Below are 17,314 nucleotides of genomic sequence, written 5' to 3'. Positions count from 1 at the left end.
AGCTGCCAGCGTGCCGGGGCCGGGCGGCGCACAGGGATGTGACGGCAGAATCACCTTATGAGCACGTCGACTTCAGCATCGGGCCCAGCCACGCAGCCCTTCAACCGCCGCGTCCACGTCGTCGCCTCAGTCCTGAACCGCCCTGAGGAGCTGGACCTGCTCCGGCAGGTGTGCGACGCGATGGGCTGGCCCCTACGCGAGCCGCTGGCCGGGGAGACCACGGTGACCACGGAGACCAGCTGGACGCTCCGCGTGATCGAAGTCCGTATCCGCGGCGTGCGCGAGACAGCGGTGGAACAGGCGGTCGCCACCCTGGACACGCTGGCCCAGAACGCCGAACTCTCCCTGCACTGCCGTGACGCCACGCTCGTGGAGCGCGTCCACCAGCCGCAGATCGAGTGGCACCTGCGGGGCAGGCGGAGGCCAGTGAACCGACGGCTCCGCCACGCCCTCCACTCGGCCATGCGGACGGGCGAGCACGACCCGCATGCGGGCACTGTCCGGCTGGTCCGCGTCCCGGCCGGGCTCGACGAGCCCCGGGAACGCCGCCTGGCACGCACCCGACGCGCCGCCAGGGCCGCGCTTTCGCACCACCCGCTGGTACTGCGGCGACTGGACCCGGGCGTCCATGAAGTCGGCAGGCCCTCAGCGTCCCGGGGCTGGCATGCTCTGGCCGCCCTAGCGCTCGTCGTTACTGCGACAGCGATCTGTCTGCTCGGCGCCGGGCTCTGGCCCGCGATCGGCGCGGACAGCCCACGGATTGGCGGCCCGCTCGTGGTTGCGGTCGGAGGCTACCTGCTGGGTGGAACGTACCTGGCGGCGCGGCGCACCCCCACGCACCGCGCGCTTCCGTGGCTCGTCCCGCTGGCAGTACCGCTCGTGGTTCCCCTCGTGCCGTGGCTCGGGACGCTCGTCCAGCGGGCCTACTTGTCGGCATTTGGGGTGCGCCCCGCGCCAGAGACCGACGGGCTGGGCGACATCCAGGCGGGGCTCTGGGTGCTGTGTGTGTTCGTCTCGGCTGCGCTGCTGCCGGTGGCGTACCTGGGTTGGATGCGGCTCCTCGCCCCCTCCCTGCGGGTCCAGGGGCTGTGGCTGTCCTGGGCACCCGCGATGACCCTGGGTATAGGCATGGGCATGCTATTCAGCCTGCTCGTCCTCCACACGGCGGCCCGCAACGGCGCGGAGAACCGCGCGCTCGCCTCGGCTGGCCGGGACATCCCGGAGTACTTCGGCGTCAGCGCCGAGTACGCGTGCGTGGAACCGACCTCTTCCGAGGCGCCATACTACGGGACACCGCCTCCCCACGACCATCCGGTGGTGATCTTCACGCAATCCGGCGACCGAGTCGAGTTCTGGGATCCTGCCAGCAGCCGGAAGACGAGCATCCGTTTGGAGGATGCCCGTATTAGATTCGTCTCCCATCGCGCCTCGCCGTGCGCCAAGGCCGCCCGGTAGCGCGCTCACAGAGCTCCCGACGAGTGGAGCTCGTCCGGCCGGCGGCGACCAGTGATGCGCCGCCTCAAATAGGTCATGGCCCGGCTGAGGGTGCGCTAACCGGTCAGCAGGCCCAGACAAACACCTGCCTTCCCTGCCATGTGCACCGATTGTGCACCGGACCCGTCGGTCAGCATGGATCCGCGCAGGTCAGACGGTTCGTATAGCTGTACTTCGACATCTAAGAACACCGCGGATCCGGGTGGGATTCTGCCTCCCTGGGCCGTTTTAGGACCGTCGGCCGTGTGCTTCCCGTTTCGGGAGCACACGGCCGACGGTTGTATACGGGGACGGTGCAACCAGCCCCTGTTTTTGTCACAGGTCCGCGTGTTCACCAGTGTCCTGTATGCAGGAAGCGCCTTGAAGGTAATTACCTCGCTGCGTTTGCGGGCCCTCACTTGCTTCGACCGGTGCGTCGGGGTTCTTTCCCCTCGACGGTCGACCACGTTGACGCCCCGTCTGCATCTTCTTCGTTGCGGACCGGTGAATGGGGTTACCGGTGACGACACCCGACGATTGTTGATCGCTCGGCGCACTCAGCTTCTCCGCCCGGTTTCCTGGCACCGGTCAGAGTTCCACCCTGGCTCGACGCGGATCGCAGAAACGGGCCCTAGCCCATTCCGGCCAAGTCCCGGATGGTTGCGGTACCCGACCGGACGATCCAGGTCTTACTGCCCGGTGTGGTTTCCGTCGAACGGTCCTTGAGGTCTCCGACATCCACTGCCGGTGGCCACTTCGTTCCGTGCTCGGACCAGCGCACCCTGCTGAGGTCAATGCCGTTCAGGTCGGCGGAACTCAGATCGGCTGTAGTGAAGTCGTGCAGGAACGCATGCAACGAGTCCTTGTCGAAGGCAGGCAGTTCCCTGCGGAGTGCCAGACCGATGGCGCGACCAACCTGGTTGACCCGGACGTCAACGAGAGCACATGTCAGGGCCCGGGCACGGCCGAGGTCACCGCCCATGCCCCAGGCGAGGCCGAGGACGGCGTTGAGGTCGCGGGCACGGTTGCGAGCGGCGCCGAGATCGTGGACACGGGCGATGTTGAGGTCACGCGCGATGTTGAGGTCGTGGACGAGATCGCGAGCGCGGGCCGTGTTGAGACTGCCGGCGAGATTGCCAGCGAGGACACAGGCGCGGGTGAGATCGCGATCCAGGTCGTCGTCGACACTGAAGTCGCAGCCGAAGTCGAGGTCGCGGGCACGGCTCAGGTCCAGAGCCAGGTCTCGGGCAAGGTTGAGGGCACGGTCAAGGACGAGGTCAGGGTCTGGGTTACGCATGAGGTCGAGAGCCCGGCCGAGGTTGTAACTTGCCGCAGTGACCTCGGGGTTGCCCCGAAGAGCCATGCGGTCGGTTGGGGCGACAGAGTGAAAGGTGCCCCTTACACGTGCGTGTTGGTGCGGCACCTCGCGTACGACAGGACGTGTGGTGGGCGGAGGCTGGACGGGAGCGGGCAGAATGGCTTTGAGGCCGGCTTCAGCGTCGAGGATGGCGTCGAGGCCATCCACGGCAGAGTCATGGCGGGACTGGAACAAGACTTCACGCAAGCCTGCCTCGGTGTCGAAGACTATGTCCAGAGTGGTGAGCAGGGTGTGCTGGTGCTGGTCGAGCCACTTGTTCACGGCCTGGCCGCCGGAGCCTCGTTCCAGGCGATGGGTCACTATTCCTCCTCCCGTACCCCGAGGTAGGCGACCGCGGCGCGGCGAGCCTTTTTGAGGTTGGCGCGTACGGTGTCGGCCGGCAGATCGAGCTCGTTCGCGATGTCTCCAGGCGTGAAGCCGGCCATCGTCCAGGCCAGGATCTGACGCTGTCTGGGCGGCAAGCTGCGCAAGAGGGGCAGCGCGTCGTGCCGGGCCTCCCACTCCGCTATGGCATCCGGGCGGGTCAGCAGTGATGTCGGTTCAGGAAGGTCGTCGACCAGGTCTTCTTCGACGGCAGCAATCTTTCGGATCAGCGCTCGGGAAGCCACCTTGTACGCCCAGGCTTTGGGCGTACGCAGGTCATTCCAGCGCCGATAGGCAGTGGTCATGGTGTCCTGGGCGATGTCCGCAGCAACATGCACGGTGGCACCCTGGTTGATCAGGAAGGCCGCCAGTGGCCGAATGGTTTCGCGATAGAAGGCGGAGAACTCCGCATCCGACTCGTGCCGTAACTGGTGGTGTTCCTTGGACGGACCGTGGCTTATGACAGGAGCAGTCGCCGAGGAGTTGGCGCCTTCTTCTGGATCGTAATCACTCACGCCGCCCGGTCCTCCCGGTCGGTCGAGCCGTGAGTGATTTCCATACGGAAGCAACATTCTCTGCCACACCGTTCTTCGAGCTTCAACCGGGCGCCGTTGGCCACCGCCTCGGCAACACCGACTACGTACTGATGCCGGGCTTGCTCACGACGCACCCGCCAACGCAGCCGCATCCAAAGGCTCAGCAGGGCACACGACTTGGTGGCGATGATCGATCCAATGGTGATGACAACTGTCGCGGTATTCATCTTGTCCTTTCCCGAACAGGCGATGAACCCAGGGCGCCCTCCATCTAGTAAGAGCCTCCATAGGCCTTGATCGTGAACTCGGAACCGAGACGTTCTCCCGGCCGCGTCCCGCAGCCGTTACCCGCGACAGGGAAGACGGGCGGGCGCTTGAACAAACGACCGGGGCGGCCAACTTCAACGACCGGTGCTGCCGAACGTCGGGTCGACTCCTCGACGAAGCCCCCCGCACGGACATCTCGGAGAACGACGTCATGACCGACCTCGATGCCCTGGAGAGGCAGGCTGTATTGGGGCACACCCTTCGCAGGGGTTACCCCAACTCCGTTGCCACGACGGCGAGATGGTGTGAGGTGGCCCAAGCCCTCCACTCCGTGCCGCCGCCCGCCTTCGGTCGACGGCGTCGGGCGCATTCCAGCACCTGCTGGTCGCCCCATGATGTACCGGAGCCGGCCGTGGGCCAGTACGGCGAGGCCACCAGATCCTCGCTCAGTACGAAGAAGTCGTCGTTCCCAGCACGGATGCGGGGGTAGACGAACACCTGCCAGTCGGTCTTGGTGGTGTAGCGCATATTGGGGTCAGGAGGGCGACGGGACTTCGCCGGCATGTGCGGGTGCGTCACTCCGAAATCCCCGAAGTCGGGCGGCTCGCCGTTCCAGCGTTCGGTGACTTGCTGCCATAGGCGCGCGTCGTGGCGGGCGACGGCGGTGGCCTTCCCCCGCGGGAAACCCTTGAGGTTCGGCGGGAAGCCCCCGGCAGCCACGCAGACGTGGCGCCACGGCCATCGGGCCAGCCGGTCCAGGGCTGCCAGCAGGCACCCTTCCAACGTCTTGGCACGGGCCCCGGCGTGAACGGGTCCCGCGTCCAGGAGCAGGTCCGTCTCGTCGACGTCCACGGAGAGGGCTTTCAGCAGCCGTCGGACACCGTGCAGGTCGGGAGAGGGCGACGGCATCGCCGCGGACGGTGTGACGGGAATGCGCAGGCAAACGCCCCTCCCATGTCCAGCCACGGCCTCGCGGGCTTCACGCACCGATTCCTGGCCATCCGTGAGCCGCACTACCGGGCACAGTTCGATGCCTCTGAGTGCGAGAGACTCACTGATCCGTGCCACGGGCCCGCCAGCGTCTTCCTGCAGGACCTGCTGCGTGGGCAGTGCCCCGCAGTCGACCGTCAGCATCTCGCCCAGCGGGACAGCGTCCATGGCATGACGGCAGAACGTTTCGAGGACGTCCCGCACATCAGGGTCGGGCACGATCTCCATCACTGGTCGGAGCCGCTCCCTCACGTCGGAGGTCGCGTGCTCCAGAGCTCTGAACTCACCCGCCTTGCCTTTGAGAATCGGCACATAGGCCATCCCCGCCCCCATGTCCTCTGCCCCGCCCCGCCTCGCCGCTCGGCGCATGGTGCTCGACGCTTGTGCGGCCACTGTCAGGGTGACCGAGGCTGGGCTGGATGAACAGGGCAAATCAGGCTGATGAGGATGGAGCGTTCTACTCATCGGCAGCCGCTCGCCGGCACTCGTCGACTCCCGCCCCGGGTGCGTATGTGGCGTCCCAGGGCGGGCGGTTGGCGGTACTCACCCCCGCCGCGGCGTTCAGCAGTTGTCGTAGAGGAGGGCGCGGACCAGGCGGCAGGTGGTGTCGGAGGGGTGGTGGACGCCTATGGATTGGGCGGTGGTGCGGATGGTGGGGTTGGTGGCCTGTTCGGGGCGGTAGGTGCCGGTGTCGAGGAGGGCGATGGCCAGGCGCATGGCCTTCAGGCGGCGGTGGTGGGATTCGTACCGCTCGCGGGGCCAGCCGGCGGGGAGCGGTTTCTTGGGCAGTGGGTGGGTCGGGAGGGGTTTCGTCATGGGTGCGGCAACGGCCATCCGGCGGACCTCCTGGAGCTCGGTGGACCCTCACTTTCTGGTTCCCATTTTACTGCGGGGCACTGACAAAAGCCCCTGGCCAGGGGGGATTTGGGCGGGGAGCGGACTCGGTGTGCGGGGGAGGGATCAGGGCGTGGGGTGGGGCAGGTTGCGGAGGAGGTTCTTGTCGGGTTTGCCCACGGGGGTGAGGGGGATGGCGTCGAGGAGGTGGATGGCGGTGGGGGCGTAGAGGGCGCCCTTGTGGGTGGTGATGTAGGTGCGGAGGGTGGGGAGGGTGAGGTCGTCGGCGGAGTGGCCGGGGGCGGGGACGAGGGCGATGTGGACCTCTTCGGTCTCGTCGGGGGTGCGGACGCCGTAGACGGCGGCGTGGGCGATGGCGGGGTGGGTGTGGAGGAGGTCCTCCAGTTCGGCGGGGTGGACGTGGCCGCCGACCACGATGATGACGTCCTTGAGGCGGTCGACGAGGTAGAGGCGGCCGTCGGTGTCCAGGTAGCCGACGTCCCCGGTGTGCACCCAACCGCCGCGCAGCACCTGGGCGGTGAGGTCGGGGCGCTTCCAGTAGCCGCGCATGGCGCCGGCGGAGCGTACGTGGACCTCGCCGGGCTCACCCGGCGGCAGGTCGCGGCCCTCGGGGTCGCGGATGGCGAGGGTGACACCGGGGAGCGGGCGGCCGACGGTCATCGGGGCGTCGGGACGGATGTCGGCGTGGTCCGCGGGGCCGGCCTCGGTGATGGCCATCGCCTCGGACTGGCCGTACCAGCCGTAGAGGACCGGGCCGAACGCCTCGGCCGCCTGCCGCATCCGGGGCGCGGAGGCGGGGCAGCCGCCGTAGGTGATGCGGGTGAGGGAACCGAGGTCGGTGGTGCGGAAGGTGGGGTCGTCGAGGAGGCGGTAGAGGAGCGGCGGCAACAGCCAGAGGTGGGTGATGCGTTCGCGGGCGACGGTGGACAGGACGGCGGCCGGGTCGAAGTCCCGGTGGAGGACGACGGTGCCGCCGGCCACCAGGGTGAGGTCGCTCATGATGCCCGCCATGTGGGCCAGCGAGGTGCAGGCCAGGAGGCGGGGCGGATCGCCGGCCGCCCCCAGGGGCGCCTGGGCGAGCATCGCGGCGAACGGGGCGTGCGCCATCTGAACTCCCTTGGGGACGCCGGTCGTTCCGCCGGTGTGGCGGATGCACCAGTCGTCCTCGGGGCGGGCGGTCCCGGCGACGGTGGGGGTGTCGGGGAGGGCGGCGCAGGCGGCCAGCAGGTCGGGGCCGAGGGGGGCGGCGTCGGCGGGGAGCGGGCCGAGGGTCATGACCTGGGGGCGAGGGCCGGTGAAACCGTCCAGGAGGGCGTGGGCGGTGTCGTGGAGGTCGGGGTCGACCAGGAGGAGGGTGGTGTCCGCGCTCTCGACCACCCGGGACAGCGTCTCGGCGGCCATCCCGTCGTAGAGGAGCACCACCCGCGCGCCCGCGAGGTTGACGGCGTAACGGGCGGCGAGCGCGTCGGGGCGGTTGCGGCTGAGGACGGAGACCGTCCGGCCGCGGCCGGCGCCGTGGGCGGCGAGGACGGCGGCCATGCGGTGAACGGTGGCGCTCAGGTGGCCGGCGGTGACGGTGTTGCCGTCGGGCGCGGTGACGGCGGGGCGGTCGGGGTCGCGGGCGAGGGCGGCGAGGAGGAGCTCGACGTAGCTGGTGAACGGCGGTTGGGACGACATGGTGGGTGCGCTCCTGGTGAGGACGGAGGGACGGGCCGGCAGAGGTGACGCTAAGCGGCGGACGGTCGTGCCTTCCACGACCAAATACGCCATGTGGTCATGCCTTTGGGGCCATGAGCGGGAGGTGGGGGTAGGGGTGGGGCGGAACGCGTCGCACGTTTTGGGCATTCCGCTTGTTTTCGTGGCGAATTGGACGGGGGCGGATCGCCGGCCGCCTCCTACAGGGCGCGACGGCAACGGCCCGGCGGGGCTACGGTTCCCGCCTCCGCCGGCCCACCGCCTCTCGCCGCGACGGCCGGCCGCGCCCGACTGGCACGTCGACGACACCGCGGCCAGCCTGCGCGTCGAGGCGCCCGAACTGGGGCGCGGGATCCGGAACTTGGGGTCCGAGGGGCTGCTGCGGGAGCATGGGCGAGTGGCATCGCCAAGAGATTGTCAGGCGTTTTGCGGTGAATCGTCGCAGAATCAGAGGATGTCCGACTGGGTAACCTGCGGTTCACATACGGGCAACGGACGGGAAACGGCCTGTTGCGAGAGTGCAGCGGTACGCCCGCACGCGTACCCGCACCGACCCGTATTAAGAGGACCTTCGTGACCATCAAGGCCGAGTACATCTGGATCGACGGCACCCAGCCGACCGCCAAGCTCCGCTCCAAGACCAAGATCTTGCAGGACGGCAGCAAGCTGCCCCGTTGGGGCTTCGACGGATCCAGCACCAACCAGGCCGAGGGCCACGCATCGGACCTCGTGCTCGACCCGGTCTTCAGCTGCCCGGACCCGATCCGCGGCGGGGACCACCTGTTGGTGCTCTGCGAGGTACTGCACACCGACCTCACGCCGCACCCCTCCAACACCCGGGCCCTGCTGCGCCCGGTGGCGGAGCGCTTCGCCGCCCAGGAGCCGATCTTCGGCATCGAGCAGGAGTACACCTTCCTCAAGGGCGAGCGCCCGCTGGGATTCCCCGAGGGCGGCGGCTTCCCGGCCCCGCAGGGCGGCTACTACTGCGGCGTCGGCGCCGGCGAGATCTTCGGCCGGGAGATCGTCGAGCAGCACCTCGACCGCTGCCTGGCGGCCGGCCTGGGGATGTCCGGCATCAACGCCGAGGTGATGCCCGGCCAGTGGGAGTTCCAGGTGGGCGCGCTGGCCCCGCTGGAGGTCTCCGACCACATGTGGGTGGCGCGCTGGCTGCTGCACCGTACGGCGGAGGAGCACGGCGTCACCGCCTCCCTGGACGCCAAGCCGGCCCAGGGCGACTGGAACGGCGCGGGCGCGCACACCAACTTCTCGACCCGGGCGATGCGCGAGGGCTACGACGCGATCATCACCGCCTGCGAGGCGCTGGGCGCGGACGGCAAGCCGCTGGAGCACGTCCGCCAGTACGGCACCGGCATCGAGGAGCGGCTGACGGGTGCGCACGAGACCGCGCCCTGGGACAGCTACTCGTACGGGGCCTCGGACCGCGGCGCCTCGGTGCGCATCCCGTGGCAGGTCGAGGTCGAGAAGAAGGGCTACATCGAGGACCGCCGGCCGAACGCCAACGTGGACCCCTACGTGGTGTCCCGGCTGATCGTGGACACCTGCTGCGCGGAGTTGGAGCGGCGCGAACAGGTGTGAGGCCCGGCGCGGAGCGACGCGCGGGTGAACGGGGCCGGACCGGCTGGTCCGGCCCCTTCCGCGTGCCCGGGTGACCGGCGCGGGGTCAACCGCCGGGCGGCCGGGGCCGGTTGTCAGTGGCGGGTGGCACGCTGGGGACATGCTTGCGATCACCGTCACGACCGCGTCCGGGCCGGGCGCCTGCCGCCCGGCCGCGGACGAACTGACCGCGCCGCCGCGGCGGATCGGCGCGGCCGACGACCGCCTCGTCACCGCCGAGCGCGTCCCCGCGGCGGACCGCGCCTTCCTCCAGAGCTGGCGGGAGGGCGACGGACCGTTCGCCGTGGAGTACCGCGCACCCCGCGCGCTCGGTGAGATATCCGGCGAACGGGCCGCGGGCGACCAGGGGTTCGTCTTCTTCTCCCACCATGGCGCCGAGGCCGCGACGGAGGGGCACGGCCTCTCGGTGCGCTACGGCGCGTACGCCGACTACGGCGCGGACCGCGCGGAGACCGGGCGGACGGTGGCGGCCGAACTGGCCGGCGCCGGGCCCTCGGTGGAGGGGGACGGCGACTCGGCGGAGGTCATCGAGATCTTCCCCGCTGCACTGGCGCAAGCGGCTGTCCTTCGGGGTGTGAGGCGGCGCGGCGGGCGGCCCGGGGAGGGCGGGGTGCGGCGGGGTACGACGCGAAGGGAACGAGACGAACAGTCGGGGTGAAAGGCATGAACGTGGATATGAGGGGGCGTTGGGGGCGAGGTGTGCCGGGACGTCGGGCGCTGCCGTGGATGACGCCGCTGTATGTGGGGGCGCTGCAGCTCGGGGTGTACGCCACCGCCCGGCTGCCGGCGTCGCGACGTACGGCGCTGCTGCGGGCGCACTCCACCAACGTGGCCAATCTGCGCGCCGGCCGGTGGGGCACGCTGGCCACCAGCGCGGCCTTCGCGGAGCGACCGATATCGCCGGCGTACGGCGTCGCGCTGCTGGCGGCGCTCGGGACGGCCGAGGCGCGGTGGGGCGCCGGGTGCACGGCGGCGGTGTTCGCGGCCGGGCACGTGGGTGCCAGCCTGTTGATCTACGCGGGCCTGCGGGGGCGGCCCGGGGCCCGGCCGGAGGCGGTCGCGCCGCCGATACCGGGTGCGCCCGGCGACGCCGGCGCCGCGGGCGGGGCCACCGCGCACGCCGTCGACGTCGGGGCGAGTTACGGCTTCTACGCCACGCTCGGCGCGCTGGCCGCGTCGCTGCCGCACCGGGGTGCGCGCGTGGCGGCGTCCGGCGGGCTGCTGGCGCTGGGCGCGGTGCCGGTGGTCCGCCGCGGCCGGACGTTCACCGATGCCGGGCATCTGACGGCGCTGGCCCTCGGGGTGGCGGTCGGGGCCGTGCGCACAGCGGCGCGGGGACGTTTTCCGGCCACCGGGCGGGCGTCCGCAGAAGCGGCCGCTTCGACAACTCCGGTGCGGGAAGCGGCAGTCAGCGCCGGCCCGCCCTCGGCGCGCGGGGGTGCGCGACCGGCGGGCGACGGGATCGCGTCACAACGGGGGTGGTGTGAAAGACAGATCAAGGGCCGTCTGGTTCAATAGGGCCATGGCCAGCCTTACAGACACCGCGACGGGTCGCAGCGACCTTGAGCCGTTCTGGCCGTCCCGACAGGCGCACGCCTTCGACCGTCTGTGTTGCTGCGCGCACTGAGCGCGGGCCCGCATCCTCCTTCCCGACACCGCTGACCGGTGTCCCGGCCTAGCCCGCGCGCATGACCTCCCCGACGGTCCCCTTGCGCGAAAGAGCTGACGTTCGATGGCCAATCTCCGTACCGTTCCTGCCGATTCCCCCACGGCCGCCGTTCCCCATCCGCCCCACCACCGCCACCGGCTTCGGGCGGTGGCACCCGACGAAGCCCCCGCCGCCGCCCGTGGAGCCGCCCCCGAGCTCCGTCCGGGGATAGCGCCACGGCACAGCGCCCAACAGGTCGCCGAGCTGCTGAACTCCGGCGCGACCTGGCTCCCGGCGCCGCAGCACAGCCTGCCCGCCCTGCCCGGCCAGCCGCCGATGGTCGGCTACCTCGTCCTGGTGCCCGCCGAACAGACCCCCGGCCCGCCGCAGCCGCCCGCCGAGCCCGCCCCTGCCGCCCGGACCGGCGACGAGACGGTGCGGATCGACCCCGAGCAGCGGACCGTGCACGTCCTGGGCCGCCAACTGGACCTGACGTACCTGGAGTTCGAGCTGCTGGCCCATCTGGTCGCGCATCCGCACCGGGTGCACACCCGCGACCAGTTGGTGACCACGGTGTGGGGCTACGGGCACGTCGGCGACGGCCGCACCGTCGACGTCCATGTGGCGCGACTGCGGCGGAAGTTGGGCGCCGAGCACCGCAGCTCGATCGTGACCGTCCGCCGGGTCGGCTACAAGTACGTGCCGAGCGCCTGACCGGCCCGTTGGGGCACCCGGTCGCCGCCGAGCACGACGCGCTCGGCGGCGGCCGCCAGTGTGCGCCGGTCCAGGTCGCGGCCCGCCGTGGGGAGCGCCGGGTGGACGGTGACCCGTACGGCCAACCCGTGGGCGGTGAGCACCCGGTGGAGCGAGGCGGCGAAGGTGTCGGCCCCGCAGAAGGCGGCCACCGTGGTGGGGCGGTCCTGTTGGGCGTAGTCGACGGTCACCGGGCGGACCGGGGCGCCGGCGTCCAGGGCGGCCTGGAAGGTGGCCCGGCGGAAGGTACCCCGGTCCGCGGTGCACCAGGTGGTGGCCTGGGGGAAGACCACCACCGAGCGGCCGGCGGCCAGGAGCGCGGCCAGTTCGGCGACGGTGTGCGGGAGTTGGCGGGGGCTGGTGCGGTCGATGAAGTGCGTGCCGGCGCGGCGGGCCAGGCCGCCGACCAGCGGCCACCGGCCGACCTCGCGCTTGGCGAGCAGGGTGACGGGTTCGACCGCGAGCAGGGCGACGATGTCGAGCCAGGAGATGTGGTTGAGCACGATGAGGGTGCCGGGGGTGGTGGGGAGGATGGGGGCGTCGGCGGTTCCCGGGGGGCGCTCCCCCGGCGCCGTCCCCGTCACTGACAGCGGGGTCGGCCCGGCCTCTATGCCCCGGGCCTCCAACGTGACGCCCAGCGCCGCCAGTAGGGCTCGGGCGTGGCTCCGTAGCCGTACCGGGTCGGTCAGGTGCGGGCCGTCCGTCAGGGCGCGGCCCACCGCGCCGCTGAACACGGCGGCGCGGCGGACGGTACCGGAAAACGGGACGGGCGGAACGGCGTGCGCGGCGCAGTTCGGGGCGCAGACCGGGCTGACGTCCCAGGGGCCGTTCACCGGTCCCCCAGGAAGAAGCGGCGGTAGCGGTCGCTGAGTTGCTCGATGTCCAGGACCGTGAAGAAGTCGGCGACCCCGAAGGCGGGGTCGTGGGCGGGTGCGCCGCACAGCCAGGCGCCGATCCGGAGGTAGCCGCGCAGCAGCGGCGGGAGTTGGGCGACGGCGGGGCGTTCGGGCAGCGGGGCGGTGGGGTGCCAGGGGCGGCGCGGGCTGACCAGGAACGCCGGCGGCGCGGCGTACCGGGTGCGGGCCAGGGCCCAGGCGTGCGCGGCGGAGGTGCCCCCGTCGGCGAGCGGTACGGAGGCGCAGCCGGCGAGGTAGCGGTGGCCGGAGAGCAGGGTGTAGCGGGCCAGGGCGGCCCACATCTGGTTGATGACGGCGCCGTTGCGGTGGTCGGGGTGGACGCAGGAGCGGCCGGCCTCGATCAGGGCGGGGCGCACCGCGTCGAGGACGGTGAGGTCGAACTCGCCGTCGGAGTAGAGGCGTTGGGTGCGCCCCGGGGGCACCAGCCGGTAGGTGCCGACGACGGTGCGGGTGGGGTGGTGGAGGACGACGAGGTGGTCGGCGAGGTCGTCGACCGGGTCGACGTCGTGGCCGGGAAGCGGGGTGTCCAGGGTGGCGCCGCACTCGTCGGCGAAGACCTGGTGGCGCAGGCGCTGGGCGGCCCGGACCAGGGCGGGGGTGTCGGCGATCAGGGCGGTGTAGTCGGGGGTGGCCGGGGCGGGAGCGGCGGGGCGGCCGGCGGACGTGGTCGGTGCCGTGCTCATCAGGGCCTCCGTGGGTGGAGCCGGGTCCGCTCCCTACGGGTGCGCGACCCAATGACCTGGGGATCTCCTACGCGGCAGACTGTTCCCGCGCCCGAGGACCGGGGGCGTGAAGCGCAGGGAGCGTACGGGTGAGGGGCGGCGGAACACTGGACGGCGCGGCCCCAGGCGCGCGTTCCCTGGCGTCCCCGAGGGCGCGCTGCGTCCCACCCGTCCCCTTGGGCAGCATGGGGTGTCGCCCCGCCTCCTTGGAACGGCACTCCTCCTCCTTGGGACGGCGCTCCGCGGAACTCCCGTTGGTGGGCGACGGGTTCAGGCACGCATTTCGGCCAATCGGCGGGGCAGTCAGCCGGACCGTCGGCAGGGCATGCGGCACGGCGCGTGGCACGGCAGCCGGCAGAGCAACCGGGCGGGCCCCATGGCCCGGTATCCCGCCGGCTTCGGTAACCGGCAGCGTGGGCGGCCCAGTTCGCCGGTGGAAGCCGCTCCCGGCGCCGCGTACGCTGGCCGGCGCACAGCTCACGCGAGTAAGGGGAGCAGGACATGGGCACCGCAGCCGACAAGGAATGGCTCTACAGCCTCGACATCTCCGACGCCACCTGGCAGCGCCCGCCCGGCGACCCGGAAGCGGAAGCGGTGGAGATCGCCTTCCTGGAGGGCGGCGCGGTGGCGATGCGCAACTCCACCGAGCCCGATGTCGTGCTGCGCTACACCGAGGCCGAGTGGCGGGCGTTCGTCCTGGGGGCCCGGGACGGGGAGTTCGACCTTCCGGGCTGACGTCCGCCAACGGGCCCGCGCGGGGGCGGTCACCCGTCCGGGGCGGGCCCGGTCCGCCGGTGACCATCACAGGATTCACTCGTTCCACGGAATGTGGAGCAGCAGCAGGCGGCAACCCCGCGCCCGGACCGCACCTCCCCCGTCAGGCACGCCGACGGGGGTGAGCCGATCGACGTCGAGCAGGCCGAGGCGGCCCTGGTCGAGCACTATCCGCGGCTGGCCAGGTTGGCCTATGTGGTGCTGCCGCCGGGCCCGCACCGCGGCCGGCGGGTGTTGGCCGCGCACGCGGTGGTGCAGCGGGCGCTGCCGCGGCGGCCCGGTCCCGGTACCGCCCTGCCCGCCCAACGTGGCGGGGACCCGGCCGTCGATCCCGGTTACGCCCTGATGCGGCTGCGGGTACTACGGGCGGCACTGGCCGTCGGGCGGCGCCGCTGGCAGCCGGCGGCGCCGCTCCCCCAGGTCTGGGGCCTGCGGCTGTTCCCGCGCTCCGGCGGCGCCGATGAACTCGCCCTGGACCAGGCCCTGTCGACGCTGTCGGCGCCGGCCCGGGCGGCGTTCATGCTGCGTGATCTGGAGCGGCTGTCGGCCCTGGAGACGCGGCGGATCCTGGAGGCCGCGGGGGTGGCCGACACCCGCGGGGCGCTGGCCGAGGCGGAGCGGGCGGCGCTGCCGGCCGGGAGCCGGGACCGGGCGCTGCTGGAGTCGGTGGAGTTCGATCCGTGCGCCCTCCAGGCCCGGCCGACGGACCTGATCCGGCGGCGGCAGCACGGCCGGGCGGCGCTGGCGGCCGGCGCGGCGGTGGCGGTGTGCGGGGCGCTGCTGGGGCTGCCGGGCGGGGGGTGGGGCCCCAGCAGGGCCGCGGCCCCGCCGTACGCCCGTAATACCGCGGCGGAGGCGGCACTTGATCCGGGGCGGCTGGCGGTGTCCTCCCCGACGGCCTGGAAGACCGCGGCGCGGCCGGACTTCTCGACCTGGCCGGCCCGCGGCGACCGGACCGGCGACAAGGCGCTGCTCCGGCGGGCGTTGACGGTGTGGGCCCGGCCCGGCCCCCAGGTGTCGGTCACCGCGACGCCCGGCACGTCCGCGGGGCCCGCGGCCGGGCCGCCCCAACTCCTCTTCGCGGGCGTGGTGGACCGCGTCGTGGTGGTGCTGTTCCACGACGGACTGCGGGTGGTGCGGTACGCCGAGCCGACCGACGGTCAGCCGCGGGACGACGGCACCGGGACGGCGCTGGACTTCGCCCGGACGGACGGGGCGGCGGCGGACTCGTCGACCGCCCTCGTCGCGGACCGCGCCTCGGGCAACGCCCGCTATCTGACCGCCCCTTGGGTGACGTCGGTGCGGGCGGTGGACCTGGTGAGGCCGGACGCGGCGGGCCAACGGGTCACCGTCGACGCCGACGGCCTGACCTCCCCCGTCCCGATTCCGCGCCCCAAGGAGAGGTGTGGCGGCTGGCCCGCCCTGAGGGTCGGCGGGCGCCTGGACGGGCAACCGGGCGGCGTGCCAGGCTCGCGTCCCGGTGGCGAGTTGCTGACCGACCTGGGCGAACTGGCGCCCGCGCGGCTCACGTACGGCCCGCCGGACGCCCCGGCGTCGGTGTCCGGCCCCGAGGGGCGTACGGCCTGGGCGCGGACCGCGTGCCAGTTGTCCGCGGTCCGTTCGCAGGGCGTGCGGGCGGTGAACACCTGGCGGTTCGCCCAGCAGGCGCTCCCCGGGGGCGGGGGCACCGCGGCCTGGCTGTGTACCCGGGCGGAGACCTGGCGCGGGGCGGGCAGCCGGACGATGACGCAGTTCCAGGTGCCGCCGCCGAGCGGGCAGCCGTACGCGACGGGCGCGGTGACCGCCCGCGCGGACGGCGGGACGGCCTGCGGCCCGCGGGCGCCCCGGGTGTTGTCGGGCGTGCTGTGGAAGAGCCGCATCGGCCGGTGGTGGCTGCTGGCGGCGGGCAGCGACCAGGTCACGTCGATCACCGCGACCGACGGGGTGCGGGGGCGGGTGCCCGGCCGGCTGCTGACCGTCCTCGCGACGGCGGGCGCGCACGCCGAGCTGACGGGGACGCTGACGGGCGGCGGGACGGTGCACGGGCTGCGGTGAGGCGGAGGGCCGTTGTGGGTGAGGTTACGGATGGGGCGGGGTGGAGCACGGCACGGATAGGTGGGCGCGTGGGCCGCGTTGGGGACGGGGGCGCCGCCCAGGGCGGCGCGGCCACCGCTCGTTCCTGACGCCCCTCTTCCCGCCGGTTTTGGCCGTCCGAGGGGTACCGCCATTCCTTACCCGCCAGTACATTGACGCCATGTCTAATACGGCCTCGTTGCGGCCCCAGCCGGTCGCGTCCGAGCACACCCCGCTGAAGGCCCGGAACGTCGCCTTCGACTGGGCGGAGACCCCCCTGCACTGGATCCCCGGTGATCCGTCCAGCACCCACACCATCAACGTCCTGCACCTGCTGCTGCCGGCCGGCGAGCGCTGGTTCGTGCACGTCTACAAGCAGGTGCTGCCGTACATCCGCGATCCCGAACTGCGCGCGGACGTCATCGGGTTCATCGGCCAGGAGGCCATGCACTCGCAGGCGCACGACGACGTGCTGCCGCACCTGACGGAACAGGGGCTGGACCCGACCCCGTACACCGCGCAGGTCGACTGGCTCTTCGAGAAGCTGCTCGGCGACCGGACGCTCCCCCCTGGGCGGGCCCGCAGGTGGTGGCTCATGGAGCGGGTGGCGACGATCGCCGCCATCGAGCACTACACCGCCTTCCTGGGCGACTGGGTGCTCAACGCCGGGGCCCTGGACGCCAAGGGCGCGGATCCGACCATGCTCGACCTGCTGCGCTGGCACGGCGCGGAGGAGGTCGAGCACCGCTCGGTGGCGTTCGACCTCTTCATGCACCTGGACGGCGGCTACCGGCGGCGGGTGCGGACGTGGGCCACGGCCTTCGGCGCGCTGGTGTTCCTGTGGCAGCGCGGCATCCGGTTCTTCATGGCGAACGACCCCACGCTCCTCAACGGGAAGGCCGCCGTACGGGACTTCGTACGGGGCGGCCGGCAGGGCGTGCTGCCGACCACCGGGGCGATCGTCCGCTCGGTCCCCCAGTACCTGAGCCGCGCCTACCACCCGTCGCAGCACGGCGACACCGAGCAGGCCCTCGCCTACCTCGACCGTTCGCCCGCGGCAACCGCCGCCGCCACCGCGCCCGTTGCCGCCCCCGGAGGAGCCTGAGATGTCCGCGCCTGCCCGTGTGTTTCCGCCCCCGTCTCCGTCTGCCGGCCGCGGTGACCGCTCCCGTAAGGGGGCTTCCCTTACGGGGCCTTCCCCTAAGGGGCTGGCGCTGCCGTCGTCGTCCCGTATA

The 17,314-nt window shown here is 72.1% G+C and carries 16 protein-coding genes; 8 read left to right on the top strand and 8 right to left on the bottom strand.

From position 1 onward, the window contains the following. The first annotated feature begins 57 nt into the window (after positions 1–57). Positions 58–1,455, top strand: coding sequence for a hypothetical protein (locus PV796_RS27310; protein WP_274916042.1), 1,398 nt, complete (start codon positions 58–60; stop codon positions 1,453–1,455). Positions 1,456–2,104: 649 nt separating this feature from the next. Here PV796_RS27310 and PV796_RS27305 read toward each other — a convergent pair. The 6 genes from PV796_RS27305 to PV796_RS27280 form a co-directional block, all read right to left on the bottom strand. Beyond that, positions 2,105–3,151, bottom strand: a complete 1,047-nt coding sequence (locus PV796_RS27305) for a hypothetical protein (protein ID WP_274916041.1) — start codon at positions 3,149–3,151, stop codon at positions 2,105–2,107. After that, positions 3,151–3,729 (bottom strand): RNA polymerase sigma factor, encoded by a 579-nt coding sequence (locus tag PV796_RS27300; RefSeq protein WP_274916040.1) that lies wholly within the window; start codon positions 3,727–3,729, stop codon positions 3,151–3,153. Before PV796_RS27300 ends, PV796_RS27305 begins: the two co-directional genes overlap by 1 nt. Beyond that, positions 3,726–3,977, bottom strand: a complete 252-nt coding sequence (locus tag PV796_RS27295) for a hypothetical protein (RefSeq protein WP_274916039.1) — start codon at positions 3,975–3,977, stop codon at positions 3,726–3,728. Before PV796_RS27295 ends, PV796_RS27300 begins: the two co-directional genes overlap by 4 nt. A 310-nt stretch (positions 3,978–4,287) precedes the next feature. Next, on the bottom strand, positions 4,288–5,328 hold the full coding sequence (locus PV796_RS27290; RefSeq protein WP_274916038.1) for a beta family protein: 1,041 nt from the start codon (positions 5,326–5,328) through the stop codon (positions 4,288–4,290). A gap of 240 nt (positions 5,329–5,568) precedes the next feature. Next, positions 5,569–5,841: a hypothetical protein gene (locus PV796_RS27285; RefSeq protein ID WP_274916037.1), complete on the bottom strand. Its 273-nt coding sequence runs from the start codon at positions 5,839–5,841 to the stop codon at positions 5,569–5,571. A 126-nt stretch (positions 5,842–5,967) separates the two neighbouring features. Beyond that, positions 5,968–7,539: an AMP-binding protein gene (locus PV796_RS27280; protein ID WP_274916036.1), complete on the bottom strand. Its 1,572-nt coding sequence runs from the start codon at positions 7,537–7,539 to the stop codon at positions 5,968–5,970. 591 nt (positions 7,540–8,130) lie between these two features. Between PV796_RS27280 and glnII the strand changes: the two genes are divergently transcribed. The 4 genes from glnII (at position 8,131) to PV796_RS27260 (ending at position 11,554) form a co-directional block, all read left to right on the top strand. Further along, complete coding sequence (glnII, locus tag PV796_RS27275; RefSeq protein ID WP_274916035.1) at positions 8,131–9,153, top strand: glutamine synthetase; 1,023 nt, start codon at positions 8,131–8,133, stop codon at positions 9,151–9,153. A gap of 139 nt (positions 9,154–9,292) precedes the next feature. Next, positions 9,293–9,850 carry a DUF6891 domain-containing protein gene (locus tag PV796_RS27270; RefSeq protein WP_274916034.1) on the top strand — a complete coding sequence of 186 codons (558 nt, stop codon included), beginning with the start codon at positions 9,293–9,295 and terminating at the stop codon, positions 9,848–9,850. 68 nt (positions 9,851–9,918) lie between these two features. Continuing rightward, the gene (locus PV796_RS27265; RefSeq protein ID WP_274916033.1) at positions 9,919–10,710 is read left to right on the top strand and encodes a rhomboid-like protein; all 792 of its coding nucleotides are present in this window, start codon (positions 9,919–9,921) and stop codon (positions 10,708–10,710) included. Between the two features lie 214 nt (positions 10,711–10,924). Then, positions 10,925–11,554 carry a winged helix-turn-helix domain-containing protein gene (locus PV796_RS27260; protein WP_274916032.1) on the top strand — a complete coding sequence of 210 codons (630 nt, stop codon included), beginning with the start codon at positions 10,925–10,927 and terminating at the stop codon, positions 11,552–11,554. Here PV796_RS27260 and PV796_RS27255 read toward each other — a convergent pair. Then, a complete protein-coding gene (locus tag PV796_RS27255; protein WP_274916031.1) occupies positions 11,530–12,426 on the bottom strand; it encodes a lysophospholipid acyltransferase family protein in 897 nt (298 codons plus the stop codon). The genes PV796_RS27260 and PV796_RS27255 overlap by 25 nt on opposite strands. Further along, on the bottom strand, positions 12,423–13,193 hold the full coding sequence (locus PV796_RS27250; protein WP_274916030.1) for a GNAT family N-acetyltransferase: 771 nt from the start codon (positions 13,191–13,193) through the stop codon (positions 12,423–12,425). The genes PV796_RS27255 and PV796_RS27250 overlap by 4 nt, the downstream gene beginning before the upstream one ends. A gap of 540 nt (positions 13,194–13,733) precedes the next feature. On the opposite strand from PV796_RS27250, the gene PV796_RS27245 reads away from it, so the two are divergent. The 3 genes from PV796_RS27245 to PV796_RS27235 all read left to right on the top strand — a co-directional run bounded on the left by PV796_RS27245 (position 13,734) and on the right by PV796_RS27235 (position 17,184). Continuing rightward, positions 13,734–13,967, top strand: coding sequence for a DUF397 domain-containing protein (locus tag PV796_RS27245; RefSeq protein WP_274916029.1), 234 nt, complete (start codon positions 13,734–13,736; stop codon positions 13,965–13,967). 93 nt (positions 13,968–14,060) lie between these two features. Further along, positions 14,061–16,061: a hypothetical protein gene (locus tag PV796_RS27240; RefSeq protein WP_274916028.1), complete on the top strand. Its 2,001-nt coding sequence runs from the start codon at positions 14,061–14,063 to the stop codon at positions 16,059–16,061. A gap of 199 nt (positions 16,062–16,260) precedes the next feature. Beyond that, positions 16,261–17,184 (top strand): metal-dependent hydrolase, encoded by a 924-nt coding sequence (locus PV796_RS27235; RefSeq protein WP_274916027.1) that lies wholly within the window; start codon positions 16,261–16,263, stop codon positions 17,182–17,184. Positions 17,185–17,314: the final 130 nt, after the last annotated feature.

It is taken from the genome of Streptomyces sp. WZ-12 (genome assembly GCF_028898845.1).
Taxonomy (GTDB): Bacteria; Actinomycetota; Actinomycetes; order Streptomycetales; family Streptomycetaceae; genus Streptomyces.
The sequence above is the reverse complement of the archived record's forward strand: the minus strand, read 5'-3'. Positions and strand labels throughout refer to the sequence as shown.

Excerpts from the sequence above, each read along its gene's own strand:
- PV796_RS27280 (WP_274916036.1), bottom strand. The coding sequence starts at position 7,539 with ATGTCGTCCCAACCGCCGTTCACCAGCTACGTCGAGCTCCTCCTCGCC.
- PV796_RS27265 (WP_274916033.1), top strand. The coding sequence starts at position 9,919 with ATGACGCCGCTGTATGTGGGGGCGCTGCAGCTCGGGGTGTACGCCACC.
- PV796_RS27245 (WP_274916029.1), top strand. The coding sequence starts at position 13,734 with ATGGGCACCGCAGCCGACAAGGAATGGCTCTACAGCCTCGACATCTCC.
- PV796_RS27235 (WP_274916027.1), top strand. The coding sequence starts at position 16,261 with ATGTCTAATACGGCCTCGTTGCGGCCCCAGCCGGTCGCGTCCGAGCAC.
- PV796_RS27295 (WP_274916039.1), bottom strand. The coding sequence starts at position 3,977 with ATGAATACCGCGACAGTTGTCATCACCATTGGATCGATCATCGCCACC.
- PV796_RS27290 (WP_274916038.1), bottom strand. The coding sequence starts at position 5,328 with ATGGCCTATGTGCCGATTCTCAAAGGCAAGGCGGGTGAGTTCAGAGCT.
- PV796_RS27285 (WP_274916037.1), bottom strand. The coding sequence starts at position 5,841 with ATGGCCGTTGCCGCACCCATGACGAAACCCCTCCCGACCCACCCACTG.
- PV796_RS27250 (WP_274916030.1), bottom strand. The coding sequence starts at position 13,193 with ATGAGCACGGCACCGACCACGTCCGCCGGCCGCCCCGCCGCTCCCGCC.
- PV796_RS27260 (WP_274916032.1), top strand. The coding sequence starts at position 10,925 with ATGGCCAATCTCCGTACCGTTCCTGCCGATTCCCCCACGGCCGCCGTT.
- PV796_RS27270 (WP_274916034.1), top strand. The coding sequence starts at position 9,293 with ATGCTTGCGATCACCGTCACGACCGCGTCCGGGCCGGGCGCCTGCCGC.
- PV796_RS27310 (WP_274916042.1), top strand. The coding sequence starts at position 58 with ATGAGCACGTCGACTTCAGCATCGGGCCCAGCCACGCAGCCCTTCAAC.